The following is a 17,576-nucleotide window of genomic DNA, read 5'->3' as shown; positions in this document are numbered from 1 at the left end:
TCTCACTTAATACTCGCTGCTGTACTTATACTCAAGTAATTAAAGCGGTAGTCGATAATTACAATGAGGATGTACTCCTTCTCCCGGGCCTTTCCTTACGCGGGCTCGGGATTTTTTTTGCTCACGGTTATTAAGGCAGCGCTATGCACCAGTTTAAAATAGATGTCACATTAGATGCATCATTACCCTTTGTTTTTGCGGCATTTCATGAACCTGAATATTTATCAGAATGGTTTGCGCCAGGCGATTGCGTTGTGACACAAATCATGAGTGATTTTAAAGAAGGGGGGCGTTACCGCATTAAGCTGATGGAGCCTAGCGGTGTGGAAATGTCATTAACAGGGGAATACACGACGATTTTGGCCAATGAGCAATTGACCTTTTCGTGGGCGTGGGAAGATGACTTAGAAGACTCTGTGATGACGTCGGTAGACATTCATTTTGAAAAGACTGAAGAAGGATATGTAAGGCTGGTGCTAGTGCAAAGTGGCTTTGCTAACAAAGAAGAGTGTGAGCAGCACAATCATGCCTGGATGTCGTGTCTTGAAAAACTGGCGGTGTTAGCCAATCAGAAAACAGGGTTTAACTGATTTACTCAGTCAGTCAATCAATTAAGGTGGAGCAAGGCCCCACCTTTTTTAACTAATGCACTTAACTTAATGCTTCAAGTGCATCTTTGCCAGTTTCTTCTTTATAAGTAGTGAAATCATTGTAGCCTTCTACGCTATTTCCATACCAGCTAGCAGGATCATCGAAAGCGGTTAATGGGTAATCGTTTGCAAAACGAGTAGGCAAATCTGGGTTAGTTATCCACGGTCGGCCAAAGGCCACCATATCACCGTCACCATCACTAATGCGTTTTTCCGCGTCTTCTTTTGTATAGCCACAGTTACCAATTAGCATGCCATCAAAAAGCGCTCTGAACTCGGCCAATGTCATTGGTTCACCGCGTTCGTGAAAACCAAAGGCAAGTCCGTCCATAACGTGTAAATATCCCACCTTGAGCGCATTAAGTTGTTGTGCAACGTAGGTGAAGGTTTCTCTGAAGTCATCAGCGCCCATGTCGTTAAATACGCCATTTGGTGATAGACGCACACCAACCTGTTCTGCCGGCCATACACTTAGCACCGCATCCATAACTTCAGACAAAAAGCGGTATCTGTTCTCAAGTGAGCCACCATAATTGTCATCTCGTTGATTACTTCGGCTGTCAAGGAACTGATTGATTAGATAGCCATTTGCAGCATGCACTTCAACGCCGTCAAAACCTGCAGCTTTCGCATTAATAGCTGCTTTTTTGTAGTCTGCGACTGTGCGCTTAATGTCATCCAGTGTCATGGCTCTTGGGACTTCGTACTCTTTTTTACCTTTTGGGGTGTGAATTTCATCGCCCTCAATTTTTATTGCAGACGCCGATAAAGGTAAATCGCCATTATGGAAGTCACTGTGCGATGCACGCCCCGTATGCCATAACTGCAATACCATTTTTCCGCCCGCTTCGTGAACGCGGCTTACAACCGAGCGCCAACCTTCGACCATGGCATCGGTATAAATTCCTGGCGATTCAACCCAACCATTCCCTTCTTCAGAGATAGATGTTGCTTCTGAAATAATAAGGCCTGCTTCAGCACGCTGAACATAGTGATCGCCGATAATCTTGTTTGGTACACGGTCAGGTCCAGCGCGACCTCGTGTTAGTGGGGCAAGCACCATTCGATTTTTCAATGTTTGGCCAGCCCAATCGAAAGGCTTAAAAAGTACTGAGTCTGTCATTAGTTGTCCTATATCTTTGTTAGTCAAAGTTAATGTGATTACAGAGATAGACACTAATTGGATTGATTCAAGCGCTGCTTTTAGCGCGTTTTGATATAAAAAAGGTCAGCATGCTCTAATGACGGGGCTTGAAACGAAAAACTACTTTTTAAACAGTGCACCGAGCACCGCTGGACGCGATGCGCCCGTGACCTCTGTTACATTTCCGGGGATGTTGTGTAGATACGCATGGGCAAGCCACGCAAAGGCAGCACCTTCTACGTGCTGTGGATGTATGCCAAGAAAGAAACTATCACTGACCTGAAATGGCGCTAGCTGTTGTTTAAGCATGCACATCAGTGCATTGTTGAATGCTCCGCCACCGCATATTATCACTTCACTTTGCTCATTTGCGCCGTTTTGCTCAGGTAAATGCGCTTTTATATCATTAACGATAGTTTTAACCGTGAACGCGAGTAACGTAGCTTGTACGTCAACAGGTTGCATATTTCCACCAACACAGGGGAGTGAATTCGATGGTGCGGATTCAAAAAAATTGCCTAAGCTGTTACTCAGCCAGTCAATGTTAAAATACTCTCTGCCCGTGCTTTTAGGGGCAGGTAAAGTGAAATAGTTATCAGATAAAAGTGTATCGAGTAACGCTGTACTTGCGTTGCCAGAGGCTGCCCATTGCCCATCTTTGTCAAAATTATGGTTTAAATGAAGCGAAATCCATCTGTCCATCAGCGTATTGCCTGGTCCTGTGTCGAAACCACGAACTGGTTCTGACGAATATTTGGGAGGTAATAACGACACATTGGCAATTCCCCCTATGTTTACCAGTGCGCGGTACTTGGTATCATGGGAAAATATGGCATTGTGATAAGCGGGTACTAGAGGCGCACCTTGGCCCCCTAAAGCAATGTCTTTGCGCCTGAAATCGGCAATTACGTCGATGTTGGTAAGCGCGGCAATCGTATTTGGGTCACCTATTTGGCAGGTGAAGCCGCGTAAGGCCTCAGTACTAAAATGGGCAGATATCACCTTACCTTTAGGTTGGTGGCGCACGGTTTGTCCGTGTGAGCCAATAGCCGTAATATCGTTTGCAGATAGATTTGTTTTATTAAGCAGCCCTAATACTGCCTGAGCGAAAGTTTCTGCCACAAGCCTATCAGCAATGGCTAAAGTGTTTAGCTCGTCTGGCCCTTCGCTACAAAGGGCATTAAGTGCAAGTAATAATTCTTGAGGGTACTCGACAGTATGAGCCGCAAGGGTTGTGCAGGTGGAGGGCGATATTTCGCATAGGACGGCATCAACACCGTCCATGCTTGTACCTGACATCAGGCCAATATATTTAGCCATTACACGCTATTTCATAGCAAGCATAATACGCTTGTTGTTATCGAGTTGCTCTTGTCGAAGGTTGGCAATTTCCATAAAGCGCTCGCGCTCTTCTTTGGCAATAGGCAGTGCCTTGGGCAACTCTACAGTACGAGGGTTGCGGTGCACACCGTCAACCAAAAATTCATAATGCAAATGGGCACCGGTAACCATTCCTGTGCTACCTAAATAGCCAATGGTTTGACCTTGCTTTACGGTATCACCAACTTTCACTGCACGCTTCTTAAAATGAAGATACTTGGTCGTATATTTTTCACCGTGCTGAATAAACACGTGATGACCATTGTATTTGTCGTATGCGGCTTTAATTACCTTACCGTCACCAGCAGCCATAACCGGTGTGCCCACTGCGGCCACATAGTCAGCACCGCGATGCGCTTTCCAGCGTTTCTGCACAGGGTGGAAGCGCGCTTTCGTGAAGTTTGAACTCACATATCTAAAATTAACAGGGGCGCGCAAAAAGCTCTTGCGCATACTGCGACCATCAGGCGTATAGTAGGTGCCATCTTCATGCAAAATAGCGCTGAATTGCTCGCCTTGGTTGGTAAATTCCGCCGCTACAATATCACCATAGCCAACAAATTCACCATCGATGTACTGCTCCTCGAATACCACATTGAAGGTATCGCCAGAACGGATTTCCATAGCAAAATCGATATCCCAGCCAAAAATACCAGCGAGGTTCATAATTTGATTGCTAGTAAGGCCAGCATCGACCGCTGCATTCCAGAAACTTGAATTAATTTCGCCTTGAGCGAAGTTATATCGAATATCAACGTCGCGTTTCTCTAGCTCAGCGGTTAACGTTTTGCCGTTTTCCTCAGTGCTTGGGCGAACAAAAAGGGTTTCAGTAGACGAAAGCTTATATTTAAGTTCACCAAAACCACCGTCACTGTTAGCTTTAAATGACAGCTCATCACCAGGAAGTAAAGTAACAAGTGTTTTGGCTAGTTCTCCCGCTTGGGTAACGTTATAAACGTCTCGTGCAGTAAACCCTGCACGTTTAAATAGTTTAGCCAACGTATCGCCACTGCGTACCTTGTACGTTTGCCAACTAGACTCTTCTTCGCCACTAAACACATCTGTAGAAGGCGTAATATGCAGCTCTACCGGATAGCGTACACCCGCATCAAGAATATGTGCTTCTTGATGACGGCTTGCTTCGACCGATTCCGACGGCAAAAGAATAAGTCCGCCTAGAAATAAACTAGCCACTGCTAACCCAGTTCTATGCTGCTTTGGTAATTTTTTGAATAGATTTAGCGCCTTAGAGGCGTCTACTGTCTTTCTCATACTACTGCCCACCTGAGAAATGTTACGTGCACAACACTATTTCACATACGTTGCTTAAAAATGCAACTTTTCTCGTTATAAATATTCGCGAAACGCTCGAGGCTGAATCAGCCTGCTTTGATTGGGGAGGGAAGGGCTTCCACAAACACGCCGTGAACCCATCCATGGGGGCTCCGCCACCGCATCCATGCGGTGGAGGGTTTGTTCCAGCCCTTCCCACCCCAATCTTCCAGTCCTGACCGCAGTCAAGGCTGAATAAGAGTAGTCAATTCGCCTAAATAGAACTTCATTCTATCACATGACGCATTGTAATCCGGTTTTTGACGTCAAAACCTTTTAATGGTTCCGTTGTACGCGTAAAATGCCGGCCAAAATTGAATTTAGTCTTATCAAAGAGTGTGACTTACAAATGAAAGATTGGCAAACAGCGTTGGCTGAGATTAAACGGGGTGTTGATGAAATACTCCCCGAAGAGGATTTAATTGAAAAACTAAAATCCGGCAAAACCCTGACGATTAAGGCGGGTTTTGATCCAACAGCACCTGATCTGCATCTTGGTCACACAGTTTTGATCAATAAGTTGCGCACTTTCCAGCAACTGGGCCACAAGGTCGTTTTTCTTATTGGTGATTTTACCGGCCTTATTGGCGATCCTACAGGTAAAAATGTAACGCGCAAGCCTTTAAGCAAAGAACAAGTATTAGAGAACGCTAAAACGTATCAGGAACAAGTGTTCAAAATTCTTGATCAAGATAAAACAGAAATTCGTTTTAACTCTGAATGGATGGACCAGCTCGGCGCTGCGGGAATGATCAAGCTTGCTGCCAGTCAAACCGTTGCGCGTATGCTTGAACGTGATGACTTTAAAAAGCGCTATAACAATGGCCAGCCTATTGCTATTCACGAGTTCTTGTATCCACTTGTTCAAGGATGGGACTCAGTTGCACTTAAAGCAGACGTTGAGCTTGGTGGTACTGATCAGCGCTTTAACTTGCTAATGGGTCGTGAGTTACAAAAAGAGCAAGGTCTAACGCAGCAGTCAATTGTAATGGTACCGCTATTAGAAGGTCTTGATGGCGTTCAGAAAATGTCAAAATCACTGAACAATTATATTGGTATTACTGATGCGCCAAACGATATGTTCGGTAAAGTAATGTCAATTTCTGATGATTTGATGTGGCGTTATTACGATTTATTGAGTTTCCGTCCGTTAGAAGAAATTGCTGACCTTAAAACGCGTGTTGCCAATGGCGAAAATCCACGTGATATTAAGATCATGTTGGCCAAAGAAATTATTGCGCGCTTCCACGACGACGCTGCCGCTGAAGGCGCCCATCAGGACTTTATTCAACGCTTCCAAAAAAATGCAATTCCAGACGATATGCCGGAAGTGGAAATTGCGCTGGGCGATGAAGGTATTGCCATTGGAAACCTGTTAAAAGAAGCAAAGTTGGTAGGCTCTACTTCTGATGCAATGCGCATGATTAAGCAAGGCGCAGTAAAAATTAATGGCGATAAAGTGGAAGACACTCGCTTAGTGATTACTGAAAAAGGCGAGAATGTTTACCAAGTAGGTAAACGTAAATTCGCACGTATTACACTGGCCTAAGCATTTGCAAAAACGCTCAAAAATACGGCCCATCTTAACGATGGGCTTTTTTTATGGCTTCTTACTTACTTGAATCAACGAACTAGATTTCTAGCAATATCTCGAAGCCACCATAGATAAGCCGCTTTCCGTCAAATGGCATGGGGTTCTCATCGTTTTGCATTCGCGGGTCTTCCATCACCTTTTTCCATGCTTCATCTCTAACGGCTTTTGACGGCCAAAAAGCAATTGAAAATACTACCGTTTCGCCTTCTTTTGCTTGTACCGCCTTTAAAAACGAGGTTACCTCTCCGTCAGGAACATCATCTCCCCACGCCTCAATAATCTTTAATGCTCCATATTCCTTAAAAATACCACCCGCTAGTGTGGCATGCTCCAGATACAACGCTTTATTCTCATTAGGTACTGCGACCGCAAATCCATCTATATAAGACATGGCAAAACTCCTTGTTTTCAATGACGAGGAAGGTGAATTTGAATTGCTGTTTAATAAGATAGCTTAAAAAGTGAGCGTGCGGCTAGCGATAGTACGTTTTTAACGCTCGGCAATTTTGGCCCATTGATAAAGACCTCTTAATGCCACTCTTCGGAAGGTAGCAAATGGAAAAGTGGGAAGCGGCGATTGATATAAAGGAAGTGATAAATCAATATCTTCATTGCCCAGCATGCGCTGAGCTAAGCGCATCCCTGAAAACGCAGCAAACGATACCCCTGAGCCACAATAGCCCATGGCATAACCAAGCGAGTCATTGTTCTTTGTATCAATGAATATTCTTGGCATATCATCAAGTGACACGCTCACCCAACCACTCCAAAAGTGCGTCATTGCAACCCTTTCAAGGGCCGGAAAGCTCTTAATCATTGCTCTATACAAGCGGGCCTTTTCACTGGGATGCTCGCTGTGCTTGCCTAATACTGCACCGCGCCCGCCAAAGAGTAGCCGCCCGTCAGGTAATACGCGATAGTAATATTTCATCATACGCGTATCCATAAAGCTCATTGGAGTACTTAAACCAGTTTCCGCTTGTTGTTTTTGGGTCAGTGGTGCAGTAACAAAAATACTCGATTGTACAGGAAACTGTTTGTTATCTACTGCGTTATGAAACTGTTTGGGTGTATAGGCGTTGCTTGCAATTAAGACATTGTTTGAGCGAATGTTCCCCGATGGTGTTTTCACCAAATAAGTAGAACCCGCTTTACGGATGTCGAGGGCCGGGGTGTTGTAGTAGAGTTGGGCGCCTAAGCCTTGTGCTGTTTTGGCATATTCGTCTGCAAGTTTTAAAGGGTGTAGGCATGCTCCCTCTACTTTTACACCGCCATAGGTGCTATTTATTGAAAACCGACGTTCAACGTCGTTTTGACTAAGCAATGTACTTTTTGCACCAAATTTTGTTGCCTGTACTGATGCTGCATGGTGCAGTCGCTTTGCGTGTTTTGCAGAGTGGGCAAGTTTGAAATATGGGCCTTCGCACAAATCAACTTGCATATTATGACGTGCAATACGTTTATGCAGTAACTCAACAGCGCCCTCGAACTCCTGCTGCATGCCCTTTGCCGTACTTTCTCCCCATTTGTCTTCAATTGCGCTTAGCGATAAACGTCCGCTACCGGATAGAATAAATCCGCCGTTGCGACCGGCACAACCAAAGCCTACGGAGTGTGCATCAATAAGTACAACATGTTTTCCCGCTTCTGCCAGCGTGATTGCCGCTGACAAGCCTGTATAGCCTCCGCCAATAATCAGGTATTCAGTATTGATATCGCGGGCGAGTGCTTCATAGTGCACGCAATTATGGGTACTGTGCCAATAAGTAGTAGGTGCAGGCAACGAGGGCTGCACATGTTTGGAAACGAGGGGGTCGTATTGCATATTGCTTTGGGCACCAAACAACTAAAAACGCAGCAGCATTTCAGCACCTTCACATTCACAGTAGCCGTCACAAACTGGACAATCGTAACCTTCGTGAATAGAGATATAGCGCCACTTGTTAGGGTGCTTTTTAATAAGCTCGCCGCCATTTTTTGAAAAATACTTAAACGCGCTATTTCCGGGGCTGGCAAGCCAAATATGCGCTAAACCAGCTTGTGCACCTTGTGCCTTTGCGCGCTCAATCGATTTCTTTAACAAGGCGCTGCCAATGCCAGTACCTTGCATATCAGGTGATACGGTGTTGCACTTAAAATAACACACCTTATCTGCATCAAGTTGCCACAGTGAGGGAGTGCACCAGTTATCCACTTGCCATTGGCTATGTGCGAAGGTCAATCTAAAACCTACCACCTTGTGATTGTGCAACGCTACCCAGCTAGCATTGATCTCATTGTGAAAGCTTTTGTTGTAGTAGTCGTTAATGAGTTCATCGGTGAGATAGTTGTCTCCATGAACAGCGTTACCTAACTCAATAACACCGTCGAAGTGTGAATTGGCCAACGGGGCATATTCAATGTGTGTCTTGTTTTGCATATGTCTTGTTTTGGATAATCTTGCGTGTTGTAGGGTTGAATTGTAACAAAGGGGTTATTGTATATGTTCTACGCGTTTCTTATCTGAGGTTACTGCGCTTTTACCCGATTTATGAGCATGCTTCATGCCATCAAGGTGTACGTCTAGTGCTTCGACAGAAATAAGAATTTCACGCACAGACATCCAAAGTGAATAAAGCAATGATACCAAGCTTGCTGCAAATACCCAGTTACCCACTTGTTGGTAAGTGAGGTAAATAGCAAGCATTGATACTACACATAAAAAGAAGCTTCCAACCCCTGCGATTTGCATGCGTTTGATCAACTGAATACGCAAGCGAAGGTTTTTAATTTGTGCCAGTGTATTGTCGTCGCGCTCTTCTTTTGAGAAGTTTCTGATGATTGTTGCTAAAGTCAAAAAGCGATTTGTGTAAGCTAAAAGCAACAAGGAAATTGCTGGAAACAGCATAGCTGGTGTAGCGATATCTATTTTCATCACAGTTCACAAAATGAGAGAAGGTCAAAAAGTGTATCACAGCCAAAACTAATGCACACAACCATGTAGAGAGAATCTACATGCGGTCGACTGACATACCTGCTGCGCTCCAACCTAACATGTCGCCTTCAAGGTGCATAACTTCAGAGAAGTCGAGTTCTTCAAGTACTTTCATAGCAAGTTTAGCTCGACGCCCAGAGCGGCAATAAATAATAATGGGTTTGTCTTTATGGTCTTTCAAATCATTAACGTAGTCATTAATGTTTTCATGAGGCATGTTTATGGCGCCCGGAATATGTCCTTCGGCAAATTCTTGAGGTGAACGTACATCAATCAGTAACCAATCATTATTAGCGACGCGTTCTATGAGGTAGGGAGATGCTGCAACTGAAGCTTGGGACGATGCTTTTGCGGTGCACTGAAGCGACACAAAAAGTGCCACACTTGCCACAATAAGAAAGCCTGCAACCACAAATTTCATTACGTTTCCATTTTCACCTATACGCTAAGACTCGACTTTAGTATAGCGCTTATGCGTTTTCGTTTATACCTTTGCACAGTATTTTTAGTTCATTAATTATACGAAGTGAGAAGCGGCTCGTAACATCCGGGTTTACTACAATAAGTGGGGCTGAAAGGTGTTCGCGATGAGGGTGCCAGAATATTTCCAATACATCTTTTGATGATTTACTTGCTGCAACCAGTACCTTGGGTTGCCTAATGAGGACATCTTTGACGGAAACTTGCGGATAATCGACAGGACTATCAATAAAGGTGGTTTGCGCACCGCAGACTTTAAGCAATTGATTTGCCCACGCATCTGAACCAATTGACATTAGCGGTGCGGTCCACGAGTAATAAAAAACCGATGTGGGCGCAGTCGAATTATACCGTATTCGTAGTTCGTCAAGCGTAGTATTGAAATGCGCGGTTAGCTCCTTTGCCTTTGACTGAGTGTGTGTCAGGTTAGCAAGACGAGTTATTTCCGCTGGAATATCGTCAATAGTGGTAATTTTGCTTTTAAAAACATTGAGCCCCAGTGCAACAAGTTTGTTCATATCCTGAGGCTTATTACCGCCATCCCAAGCAAGAACTAAATTGGGCTGTAGTGCAACTATGCTTGCTATATCTGCACCTTGATAATCAGCCACGCGAGGAAGGAGCGTTGCTTCCTTTGGAAAGTCACTGTAATCACTTACTGCAACTAAATGCTTATCGAGCCCTAAACTGTATACCCACTCGGTAAGGTGGGGAGCAAGGCTCACTATTTTATAGTCTTCGGGTAACGGTGATTGAGTGTGTTTCGCTGCGTTGTCGATATTAGTCGTGGCGGCATTGTTTGCAGCATCAAAGGCTTCGCGATGAATATCAGTCGCTGCGCTAGATGTATTCACTATGCATAAAAAAAAGAATTGAACAACGAATAGCGTTAGTTGCGAAATCACAAAAGTTTCCCTAATTTAAGCCTTGAATGAAAGCGTATCATGCCGCCCATTACGGTATTTTAACCAATACAATAAGAGACAAAGAGGCCAGTGCGCCAAATGCAATCATGGCGTACACAACCGTATTACGTGCTAACAGCATGTGTGAATATCTCACGTCTTGGCTGCCGCCAACTCTTGGATATCGGTACTTTTTATTTGCATAAATAGCAGGGCCTCCCAGCTTGATATTAAGGGCCCCACCGAAAAGCGCTAAAAGGAGCGATGTTTTATCTCTTGCCGTGGCAGTTTTTATGGCGTTAACACAACGTATAGGATTGCTAACGAGCAAGGTTGTTAGTGCTCCGCATAGTGCTGGAGGGAGCACCAAAATTGCCACTAGCTTTCTTACGGGAAGCGCAAAATATTTCATTGCATTGTCGCGATAATGCCATTGCCAAGAGGTTAGCAATAGCAATCGATAAATTAATGCGCCAATTGGCCCTGCCACTACAAAATAGAATATAACTCCACAGTACAGATAGAGAAACTTAAGCCATAGAGACTCAATAGCCGCTTTTGCAATGCCGATGTCTGTTAGACGGTCGCATTCTCTTGCCGTAATTGTGGCAACCATTTCGCGCGCCAAAGACTTTTTATTTCGCCCAACATTGGCTAGTACTTTTTTGTACTGTTGTCGCTGATACCCGAAGTCGAGAATGACAACCATGATCACCGCTTCAAAGAAAATGGGATACTGGGCCATATAGACGAGTATTGCCAAGCACACAATTAACGGCGTAAGTAAAACAAGTGCAGCGAGGGCGCCCGAAATATAGTGTTGAGTAGGACCAAAATCCGATGACGGGAGCACTTTATGCCCCATTTGACGAACAAGGTAGCGCATAAAAGTAAGTGGGTGGGTACGCTCGGGCCATTGCCAGACTGCGTCAATGGCAATGGCGAGCCATAAAATAAGTAGCGACTGATAGTGAATGCCGCTAATTAAGTCACTCATTTATTTGGCAAGTTGTTTAATCATTGCCATCACAAGCTGTGCAGAGTGTTTGGCTGCAGTGTCGAGGTATTCTTTAAAGCTTACCGATGATGTTTTACCCGCAATATCAGATAAAGATCGAATGACTAAGAATGGGGTGTTTAGCATATGACAGGTTTGTCCAATTGCTGCACCTTCCATTTCCACCGCTTTCATGTCAGGGAAGTTAGCGCGAAGTTCTGCTACGGCTTCATCGCTACCAATGAAAGCGTCACCAGTACAAATTAGGCCTGTGGTAGATTGAAGATTCTCAATATCCGCCGCAGCACGGCCAGCGGCAGTCATTAGTTGCTCGTCGCAGCGATAGTCTTCAGGCATGCCTGCACATTGACCAAGTTTATACCCAAAGTGGGTAAGATCGGCATCATGGTGAATAACGTGACTAGCAATAACTAAGTCGCCAATATTCAAATTTTTATCAAAACCGCCTGCAGAGCCAGTATTAACTACAGCATCAGGAGCGTACTGCTCAATAAGAACCGCAGTCGCTATAGCTGCAGCTACCTTGCCGATGCCGCACTTGACCAACACAACATCCATTCCACTTAAGCGTCCCTCATAAAATGTAAGGTGTTTCCATTGTGTTTCTTTGAGGTTATCCAATGAGGCTTTTAGCAATGCAACTTCTTCGTCCATTGCGCCTAAAATACCAATTTTATTCATAATGCTACCGATAGGTTTTAGGAATACGTTTTACGCGAGTGCGTTAATTGTATAAGGAATAAAACGAAACTGACAGAAAAATGCCTTTGTTACCGTTATTTGAGAGTAAGAAAATAACAAAGCAACAAAGGCTAGGGGAAGCGTTACATCGTATTTAAGCAGCAGCTGGGCGACTAGAGCGAATAGGGCGCGTCGGACGTTTGGGCGGCTCAGGATTGTGTGTAGGTAGCTGAGCCATTTTTTGTTGTATGCGGCGATAAGGAATAAGCTTGTTCTCTAGGCATTCTCTGATGTCATCCACACTATAACCAGATTTTACCTTTATTCGTGCGTGGGGAAGGCCCGCGGCATCAAGTGCCCCCGTTACAAACCAATCTTTTTGCGTTTTATAACCGTCTTTACCTTGATTGTGAACTAGGTCAATAGCAAGAACAGGGCTCATGTCGTTCTTGTCGACCAAAACAAAATCCAACTGTCTGCTAGAAGCACGACTTAGTGCTTGGCTTGCAGTCTTTTTGTTCGTTGTTTGACGAACCGCAACAAGATCATTTAAACGAACGCGACAAATAATTCTGAATTCTCTGCCCATGGCTTGCTCAATCAAATTTAAAAAAGAATGTTCGACAGGTGTGAACAACTGAGGCTTTCTTCTAAAAGGGAAAGATACTCCGCCATCTGACAATTTAATGGCGCCTAGGGCGACGACAATAAGTAACATCATTAAAATAATTGCCAATTCCATCATAATCCTCGCAAATATCAGTCAAAAATGGCGTCATAAAAATGACGCTATGATTAAACCAAGGGGTTCTGTAGATGAATTTGCAAGGCAGATGCCAGTTTTATATGTGCACTAAGATCTAATTAGAGTGTTTGGCGTACCGCGAGTTAGTTTGATGTTTAAATTATTGATTTTATTGTGTGTTAGTTTTTGGTGTAACAAGTATGTCGACTTGTGCACCAGTATTATCTGGTGAAATAACAATGCGAGTATAGTTGTTTTCTGAGGTAAGAAGGGTGCGCTGATTTACTGGCGCGTGAACGGTTAACGCCGACATATTTGCTTGGTAAAAAGCGACAACGTCGTTTGGCTGTTGCTTGGTGTGATATACCATTGCAGCAGGGACTTGTGTTTCAAACTGCTGGCACTGCGTAGCGTCATCGGTAATGGTAACGTCGTGAAATGCTGCAGGGCAAGACACCGTATCTGGTTGTGTTAACGATACAGACGTTTTTGCTGTAGGCGCAACTTCGTTACTTTCAACTGACAGTGTATCTGCCGTTACCGATGACAGAGAAAGCACATAAAAAGCCAACGCTGAAGCGAACGCAGGGCGTGAAATAGATGATGCAGTTTGGCGGTAATTCATGGCGCTTTCTCGTTTTTTACTAGTGAAATAGTGTTACAAAAATAGTAGAGCCGAATGCCAATCAGTTCAACTACCTTACTAGGTAAATCGACCGCAAATTAACCTATTTTAGGTATGCGGTTTTCACTCAAGGTATTAGGTATAAATGCTGTTTTTCCCCTCACGCTTTAGGCAGTAGTATGACAAATGTCGTAAGCTACGACGCTATCAATATCTCTTGTATTAGGATTAAGAGCGTGTTTTACACGTCAGTTAGCAGAGCCTTTCCATACCCTAACAATTTACACTCGTTACCTTTATATAACGCAACAGTTTAGGCAAGTAACAGACTAACCTGATGCTTGCGCAGGTTTCTTAAGGACTGACATGAACTACATTTTCAAACTTGAACGATACAACCGATACCTATTTTGTTCTATCGCGCTTTCGTTTTTATTTTTTCCTCAGGCTAATGCATTCGACGCTGAGTCCTACGCGCTTATTTACTCGTCGTTTGAGGGAAAGAAGCGTGAAATTTATACTATTGATTTAGTTGAAAAAAAGAAAACTAAACTTACCAGTTATACGTTAGCAGATGGTTATCCCGTTATATCACCTGATGGAACTCAAATCGCTTTCTATGGGAAATATGATAGTTACAAAACCTGGTCTATTCACTCAGCTAATGTTGACGGTAGCCACGTTGTTAGGTTAACCACAGACGCAAACGTGTGGGATGCGGCTCCTTCGTGGTCGCCAGATGGCCAACATATTTTGTTTTCCAGAAACAAGAAAAACGAAGATGGAAGCACCAACGAAGAAATCTGGAGCATGAATGCTGATGGCTCTGAACAAAAACAAATTCAGGGACTAAGTGGTGGCGGTGCCTCATTTATGCCTGATGGGAGAATTGTTTTTCATTCTAAGACAGGAGCAAGTGAAATATCCATCGCAAATCGTGATGGCAGCAACATAATAACGTTGACTGATAATGATGCAGAGGATTGGCATCCGGAAGTTTCTCCAGATGGTAAGTACGTTGCTTATATGTCGGATAGAGATGGCAATTGGGAAATATATGTAATGGATATTAATGGGGAAAATGAAAGGCGTTTGACCAATAACGAACTGTCTGACTGGGATCCTGTCTGGTCTCCTGATGGATCACGAATTGCTTTTGTCTCTGATAATGTTGAGGGGTTGTATGATATCCATATCATCAATGTTGATGGGTCTGAATTATATCGAATTGTCAAAAATGCCTCGCAACCTTCTTGGATTGAGCTCAAATGATATCAAGTTGCTGACGTAAGTCTTACCTAGTTTAACGTCAGCATATCATATAGTGAATTGTTAAAATTTTGTGGTAGGATGGTTAAAAATTGCCCAGGTGAGGCGCTGGTATGCACTTGAAGTCATTTGTTGGTGAATATGGATTGTTCCCTTTTTTTGAGCAACTATCTACCACTCAGTGTTGGTCAGACGCAAAACTTATCATTGAGAAGCATTTAGCTGGGTATCCCTCTCTAGCGCTTCAAAGTCAAAAGCGAAACGAAATACTATCACTAGCGAAGTCGTTGCCATTCTGGCAAGCACAGTTGAATGATATAGAAACCTTCGAGCAAATTCCGCTGACGTATAAGTCAGATTACGTCACTGGCTTTCCCGAGCAGAATGTACTTCCTCACCGTAAAGAAGAGCATCAAACCCTAGCGTCAGGCGGTACAAGTGAAAGAATGACAGTTGTTACTGATTTTGCAAAGCGGGATCGTTTGCGCGCTCTAGAAAATGTCAATATAGCGTTAAGTCATCAAACCTTTTGGGCAAGAAAAACACTTGATATACCACCATCTGCATGCAACGTAACGTGTGGGCTAATTGATAAGGGGCCCGAGGCTATCTGGCCTTTTTTGCGCTGGGCGACACTCACAAGACAGTGGAGCCATGAAGATACGATGAGTAACTTGAGAGGGAGAATCGAGCGACAGTGGCTTATGCAAAGAACTACTGTGAGCCCAATAACAGCAGGCGATTGGTCGCATATCTGTAAACAGATTGATCCCATCTTAGCGTTGTTGGCTAAAAGTCGCACTGAAATACTTCGCGGCTACCCCTTGTTCATCTACTGGATTGCGTTGCGTGCAGCAGAGTTGAATACTGTTTTACCGGCTTTGTCTACGGTTATTCCATACGGAGGACTGGCTGCTGAAAACATGGTGAACACCATCAAACAGTCGTTAAAGGTAAACTTTGTGAACCTGTATGGCACTGGTGAAGTGGGCAGTATTGGCGCAAGTCCTGTGGACCAGCATGCCGTATCTATTTATCAAGACGACATTTATGTGGAATTGCTTGATGACAACGAACGTCTCATTGTTGAGCCAGGTATTCTAGGGCGCGTTGTCGTTACTGACTTAAACAATAGGGTAATGCCGATTATACGATACGCGATTGGTGATACAGCGCAATGGCAAAACCTAGCAAACGGTCGCAAAGCGCTGCTGGTTCAAGGACGAGTTGTAGAAAATATTGTAACGGTGCATGGCAATATAATGACGGCTAGAATGCTACAAAACTTTGTGCTCTCTAACCCTAATGTTGTTAATTTTGTTTTGGTACAGAACAAGGTAAATCAGTTCACACTAAAAATAGTCAAAAGAGGCGAGGTCAGCAACTCTAGCTTCACAGCACTGCATGAAGCTTTAGGCGGGAAAAGTGTTCAATTGAGCATAATTGAAGAGCCATTCTTGACGCCCAAAAGCAGTGGGAAGTATTTAGCAAGCGAACCACTTAAAAATACGCCAGAGTTGCACGCCGAAGACGTTGTAGAGTTTGTGCCGTTAGAGTCGACAAAATGTTCTTTGGTTGAGCATTTTTCCTTACGAGATGTGCGTTCCCCGATGGGGAAAAAAGTATGCTATTTGGATAATGCAGCAACTACACCTAAACCTAATGTTGTTGTGAATGAAGTTGCGCGGGTACTATCTAAAGCGACAGGAAATGTGCATAGAGGTGCTCACTTTCTCGGCGATGCAATCACCGAACAATTTGAGCAGGCACGCGCTGATATAGCCCGTTTTATCGGCGCAACTCCAGCTAACATTGTATTACTGAGAAATACAACAGAGTGTTTAAACCTTATCGCGCAACAATTATGCTTTGCAAATGTCATTACCAGTGCTGCTGAACATCACGCTAACTTCTTACCTTGGAAGCAGAAGTCGGTTATCAACTTAAATGATGCACTTCATATAGATTTCTTTGCGTTAGAAAAAGAGATGCAACGAGCACCACATAGCTTGGTAACGCTAGCGCATATCTCCAACGTAACAGGCAATTTACTGGATGTTGACAGGGTTGTGGAGTTAGCCCGGAAATACCACTGCAAAGTATTATTAGATGCAGCGCAGTCAGTACCGCATATGCCTATTGATGTGAATAAACTCTCAGTGGATTTCCTCGTCTTCAGTGGACACAAAATGGGAGGGCCCAGCGGGGTTGGCGTACTTTGGGGGCGAACAGAGGCATTAGAGCAGCTAAGTCCAGTTCAGTGGGGGGGGTCGATGGTGGAAAAAGTGAGCTCGCAGCAGAATATCTTAAAGCCCATACCTTGGCGCTTTGAAGCAGGTACTCCTGCAATGGAGAATGTGGTCGGTTTGGCCGCTGCTGCTCGATTTCTAATGGATATTGGAATGGACAATGTGCAGCAACATGTAGATAGCCTAACTCAGAAACTAAGGCGAGCACTTAAAGCATCTTATCCTGCACTAGTATTAGGAGACATTGATGCTCCTGGTCCTGTGTCGTTAAATCCAACGTCGATGTCGGCTCAATTTATTGCAAATATTTTAAGTGAAAGGGATGGGATTTGTGTTCGCGCTGGGTTTCATTGTGCACAACCTCTTCATGAACAGATAAATAGTCAAGGTACGCTAAGAATTAGCCCTTGGCTTATGAATACCGATGAAGACATTGATAAATGCATTGATGCAGTAAGGCGTGTGTTAGCCTCTGACGCAGAAGCGCATAAGGTCATTGCGTAACGCATAAAAAAGCCCAGTAACAGGTT

17 protein-coding genes are annotated in these 17,576 nt (G+C 44.0%); 4 read left to right on the top strand and 13 right to left on the bottom strand.

The window, feature by feature from the left end; all coding sequences use genetic code 11:
* The first annotated feature begins 143 nt into the window (after positions 1–143).
* Positions 144–590 carry an SRPBCC family protein gene (locus OZ660_RS15405; RefSeq protein ID WP_274741515.1) on the top strand — a complete coding sequence of 149 codons (447 nt, stop codon included), beginning with the start codon at positions 144–146 and terminating at the stop codon, positions 588–590.
* Between the two features lie 61 nt (positions 591–651).
* Here the strand turns inward: OZ660_RS15405 and OZ660_RS15400 are convergent, their stop codons facing one another.
* From OZ660_RS15400 to OZ660_RS15390, 3 genes are all read right to left on the bottom strand, one after another.
* Positions 652–1,773 (bottom strand): alkene reductase, encoded by a 1,122-nt coding sequence (locus OZ660_RS15400; protein ID WP_274741514.1) that lies wholly within the window; start codon positions 1,771–1,773, stop codon positions 652–654.
* Positions 1,774–1,914: 141 nt separating this feature from the next.
* Positions 1,915–3,114 (bottom strand): anhydro-N-acetylmuramic acid kinase, encoded by a 1,200-nt coding sequence (locus OZ660_RS15395; protein ID WP_274741513.1) that lies wholly within the window; start codon positions 3,112–3,114, stop codon positions 1,915–1,917.
* Positions 3,115–3,120: 6 nt separating this feature from the next.
* Entirely contained in the window at positions 3,121–4,446 is a 1,326-nt protein-coding gene (locus OZ660_RS15390) for an OapA family protein (protein ID WP_226432210.1), read from the bottom strand.
* A 409-nt stretch (positions 4,447–4,855) separates the two neighbouring features.
* Here OZ660_RS15390 and tyrS point away from each other — a divergent pair, with 409 nt between their 5' ends.
* Positions 4,856–6,055, top strand: a complete 1,200-nt coding sequence (gene tyrS / locus OZ660_RS15385) for a tyrosine--tRNA ligase (RefSeq protein WP_274741512.1) — start codon at positions 4,856–4,858, stop codon at positions 6,053–6,055.
* An 82-nt stretch (positions 6,056–6,137) separates the two neighbouring features.
* On the opposite strand, the gene OZ660_RS15380 is transcribed toward tyrS, so the two are convergent.
* The 10 genes from OZ660_RS15380 to OZ660_RS15335 form a co-directional block, all read right to left on the bottom strand.
* Positions 6,138–6,491, bottom strand: a complete 354-nt coding sequence (locus OZ660_RS15380) for a DUF1428 domain-containing protein (RefSeq protein WP_159626587.1) — start codon at positions 6,489–6,491, stop codon at positions 6,138–6,140.
* Positions 6,492–6,590: 99 nt separating this feature from the next.
* Positions 6,591–7,925 carry an NAD(P)/FAD-dependent oxidoreductase gene (locus tag OZ660_RS15375; RefSeq protein WP_274741511.1) on the bottom strand — a complete coding sequence of 445 codons (1,335 nt, stop codon included), beginning with the start codon at positions 7,923–7,925 and terminating at the stop codon, positions 6,591–6,593.
* 21 nt (positions 7,926–7,946) lie between these two features.
* Positions 7,947–8,519 (bottom strand): GNAT family N-acetyltransferase, encoded by a 573-nt coding sequence (locus OZ660_RS15370; protein ID WP_274741510.1) that lies wholly within the window; start codon positions 8,517–8,519, stop codon positions 7,947–7,949.
* A gap of 54 nt (positions 8,520–8,573) precedes the next feature.
* The gene (locus tag OZ660_RS15365) at positions 8,574–9,014 is read right to left on the bottom strand and encodes a DUF2721 domain-containing protein (RefSeq protein ID WP_159626593.1); all 441 of its coding nucleotides are present in this window, start codon (positions 9,012–9,014) and stop codon (positions 8,574–8,576) included.
* Between the two features lie 76 nt (positions 9,015–9,090).
* On the bottom strand, positions 9,091–9,495 hold the full coding sequence (locus OZ660_RS15360; protein WP_159626595.1) for a rhodanese-like domain-containing protein: 405 nt from the start codon (positions 9,493–9,495) through the stop codon (positions 9,091–9,093).
* Between the two features lie 49 nt (positions 9,496–9,544).
* Complete coding sequence (locus tag OZ660_RS15355; RefSeq protein WP_274741509.1) at positions 9,545–10,459, bottom strand: cobalamin-binding protein; 915 nt, start codon at positions 10,457–10,459, stop codon at positions 9,545–9,547.
* Positions 10,460–10,508: 49 nt separating this feature from the next.
* A complete protein-coding gene (locus tag OZ660_RS15350) occupies positions 10,509–11,456 on the bottom strand; it encodes a cobalamin biosynthesis protein CobD/CbiB (protein ID WP_274741508.1) in 948 nt (315 codons plus the stop codon).
* Positions 11,457–12,158, bottom strand: a complete 702-nt coding sequence (locus OZ660_RS15345; RefSeq protein WP_274741507.1) for a 5'-methylthioadenosine/adenosylhomocysteine nucleosidase — start codon at positions 12,156–12,158, stop codon at positions 11,457–11,459.
* Between the two features lie 154 nt (positions 12,159–12,312).
* Positions 12,313–12,900 (bottom strand): DUF2726 domain-containing protein, encoded by a 588-nt coding sequence (locus OZ660_RS15340; protein ID WP_159626600.1) that lies wholly within the window; start codon positions 12,898–12,900, stop codon positions 12,313–12,315.
* Positions 12,901–13,072: 172 nt separating this feature from the next.
* Positions 13,073–13,528, bottom strand: a complete 456-nt coding sequence (locus tag OZ660_RS15335) for a hypothetical protein (RefSeq protein ID WP_202262329.1) — start codon at positions 13,526–13,528, stop codon at positions 13,073–13,075.
* 366 nt (positions 13,529–13,894) lie between these two features.
* Between OZ660_RS15335 and OZ660_RS15330 the strand changes: the two genes are divergently transcribed.
* Both OZ660_RS15330 and OZ660_RS15325 read left to right on the top strand, forming a co-directional pair.
* A complete protein-coding gene (locus tag OZ660_RS15330) occupies positions 13,895–14,800 on the top strand; it encodes a TolB family protein (RefSeq protein ID WP_274741506.1) in 906 nt (301 codons plus the stop codon).
* A 110-nt stretch (positions 14,801–14,910) separates the two neighbouring features.
* On the top strand, positions 14,911–17,550 hold the full coding sequence (locus tag OZ660_RS15325; RefSeq protein WP_274741505.1) for an aminotransferase class V-fold PLP-dependent enzyme: 2,640 nt from the start codon (positions 14,911–14,913) through the stop codon (positions 17,548–17,550).
* Positions 17,551–17,576 lie beyond the last annotated feature (26 nt).

Source organism: Alteromonas sp. 009811495, assembly GCF_028865455.1.
In the GTDB taxonomy this organism is placed as follows: domain Bacteria; phylum Pseudomonadota; class Gammaproteobacteria; order Enterobacterales; family Alteromonadaceae; genus Alteromonas.
This window is presented reverse-complemented; position numbering and strand designations above follow the sequence as displayed.